Annotated in this window: 3 protein-coding genes; all 3 read right to left on the bottom strand. The window is 51.0% G+C overall.

The genetic code is table 11. The annotated features are described in order from the left end of the window. The coding region (locus AB447_RS19140; RefSeq protein ID WP_156416005.1) for a DNA cytosine methyltransferase at positions 1–903 on the bottom strand (903 nt) is incomplete at its 3' end. After that, positions 900–1,463 (bottom strand): nucleoside/nucleotide kinase family protein, encoded by a 564-nt coding sequence (locus AB447_RS19135; RefSeq protein WP_048356234.1) that lies wholly within the window; start codon positions 1,461–1,463, stop codon positions 900–902. The genes AB447_RS19140 and AB447_RS19135, both read right to left, overlap by 4 nt. Beyond that, positions 1,460–2,539, bottom strand: a complete 1,080-nt coding sequence (locus AB447_RS27570; RefSeq protein ID WP_057957707.1) for a hypothetical protein — start codon at positions 2,537–2,539, stop codon at positions 1,460–1,462. Before AB447_RS27570 ends, AB447_RS19135 begins: the two co-directional genes overlap by 4 nt. Between the last annotated feature and the right edge of the window lie 70 nt (positions 2,540–2,609).

Genomic DNA, 2,609 nt, shown 5'->3' with positions numbered 1-2,609 from the left:
CTGAACTCCCGGCTCCGGCAGATCTCCGATAACATCACGTAATACCTTCGTCTGATAGTCGCCTTCTAACGGCTTCGGAAACTCGAAAGTGATTCCGAGGTCTTTTCGTATTCCGACGATAAACACGCGCTCTCGATTCTGGGCTACTCCGTAGTCCCACGCGCTCAGCACTTCCCAACTAATCTCGTAACCTATTTCGCTAAATCTTTCGATAAGAGCATCGAATGTCGGTCGATGTCTCTTCGTAATAAGCCCCTTCACGTTTTCAAATACGAAGGCTTTCGGCTGTTTGCGCTCAATAATTTCGAGGTAACGGAAGACTAATTTACCGCGTTCTCCATCGGCTCCTGCTCCTTTACCCGCAACCGAGAAGTCTTGGCACGGAGGACCGCCGAAGATTACGTCTGTGTTCGGCAAGCTGGCGATATCAATTTCGTTAATGTCCGCCTGTTCTACGTAATCACCGAAGTTGTGACGGTAGGCTTTGACGGCATTCTTATCGAAGTCCAACGCCTTTATGATATCGTAGCCGGCCGCTTTGAATCCGATTGCGCCGAGACCTCCTCCGCAGAATAATTCGAGTACAGTCAGTCCGTTCGCCGGAAGTTGCGGCGTTAAGTTAAAGTCGCCCATATATTCGCTCCCTTCGATTGGTTCATTCGGATGTAAGTGACATGTAGCTTTCGCCATTACCGACGCCGTGATCGTCAAAGCCGGCTCATCCCAAGACATTTTACGAAGATATGTCGTTTGACCACCTCCGCTATAAAACGCCCCTTTCATAAACGCCTTCTGTTCTTCTTCCGGAAGATCGCGCCAGTTACCACCATCCGGAATCTTGTGCGCATAGGGTTTCTCATCGTTTCGTAACCCGTATCCGTAATGATTCGGAATATTCGTCACTTCAACACCTCCGCCATAATCTCGTCCAGCTTTGCGTATAACTCTTCCGGCTCGCCTGCGTTTTCTATTTCGTAATCAACTTCGAAACTATTGACGGCAAGCTCAGTCGGATGTTCTAAGTCGGCAAGCTCGAATTGATCGCCGGCTTTTTTGGCGCGTTCAATGCGGAGATCGACCGGAGCTGTTATGCGGATAAATACGAAACCTTCGTCCTTCAGCCGCCTGTATTCGTTAGGCTGGCGGCAGTCATCGATGATTACGCGATTCTTTAGCATCGTATTGTTGCCGCATTCGCAAGGATGGCGGTCGAGATAGGCGGCTATTTTCGGCATGAGAGCGTTTATCCATACGTCCTCTCCGAATGCTTCCCGCGCCCACTGTCCAAACTTCTGATAATGAGCGCGTGGCTTCGGATTCCTCGGAACGTGCGGAAATGCGCGGTGGAATGCGTCCTTCAGTTCGTCGCCGAATGCGAACGGCTGGAAATCGTAGTGAAGCGAAATGTACGATGCGGCCAGCGACTTACCTGCGCGAAGTGGTGCGGTGAGGGCGATCTTCATTGGCGTTCCCTCATTGCGTTAAGAAGCGCGGCAACCTCTTCGGCAGTGAACAAGCGCATGTCTGAGTCGGATTCGAGGTGCGCAACCTTTCCGTCCGTTTCCTTTGCGGCATATTTCAGCGACTCCGTTTCCGACTCTATGCGATCCATACGTTCCCAGACGCGCTCAATTTCTTGTTGGCGATATAGATGGCGCTGTGATTGCGCGTGTACGCCTTTTTCTAACTGCGCTATCTCTTCGCCGTGCCTCCGGTTGTCTTTGTGCAGCGTGTCGATTTCGTCTTTCATACGCTTCATTTCTTCGTACACATAACTGTCCATCTCCTCGTTTTCCGCGCGATCATGTTCGACTTTTTCTTCTAACGCAGCGATATCGTGGCGGATGTCCGAATCAGCATTCCGCAGCTCAGCGATTCTTCCCGGCCCCATTTCGTTCCATCCGAGATCTTCCTTGATGCGTTTATTCTCACGCTCCAATTCCGCAACACGTGTCGCCAGGTTAGCGATAACGTCGATTGGGTCGGATGGCTGCGGCTCTTCTTCGGAGGATTCGACCGGGACGAGGATGCGGTATTCTCTTCTGTTTATTAAACGCCCGCATACCGTTACCACATCGCCGGCTCCCCACGATTCGTCGACCGTGAATACATCTCCGTTCGAATACGGCTCTTCCGTCTGAACATCAGCGTTGACAATAATGAACTTCTCGCCTACTTCCGCCTCTCGATCGACCATCTCGTAGCGACCTCCGTCAATGTGGACGATGTTGGTCGGTTCGAGAACGCGGTATTCGCCATGATCTGGCCCCCCGACATACCAAAGACCGTCATCACCTACGAAGCTGTTATCAAACCCGTTGAAATCGGCTTCAAATCCGTTCACAGAGAATTCGCTCTCCGCAATGACCTTTCCATAATGGCCCGCTACGTATATTTCCTCGCGTTCTTCGTAATTCGAGGCCGTTATGACGATCTTTTCGCCAACCTCCGCCTTCCTATCGACCTCTACATATTCGCGTTTGATTCCGCCAAGCGATTCGTCAGCCAATACGTGGATTTTTTCGTTAGTTTTCGTCATTTATTCCGCCTCCCGTTTATTTTCGTCTTACGCACTCCGCAAACACTTGCCGCGATTTTGGTTCCGGTAT

The organism is Bacillus glycinifermentans, from assembly GCF_001042475.2.
GTDB classification, from domain to species: domain Bacteria; phylum Bacillota; class Bacilli; order Bacillales; family Bacillaceae; genus Bacillus; species Bacillus glycinifermentans.
Note: the sequence above shows the minus strand (reverse complement) of the source record. Positions and strands in the feature narration are given on the sequence as shown.

What these genes read in the sequence shown, in the direction of transcription:
- AB447_RS19135 (WP_048356234.1), bottom strand. Translation starts at nt 1,463, where the DNA reads ATGAAGATCGCCCTCACCGCACCACTTCGCGCAGGTAAGTCGCTGGCC.
- AB447_RS27570 (WP_057957707.1), bottom strand. Translation starts at nt 2,539, where the DNA reads ATGACGAAAACTAACGAAAAAATCCACGTATTGGCTGACGAATCGCTT.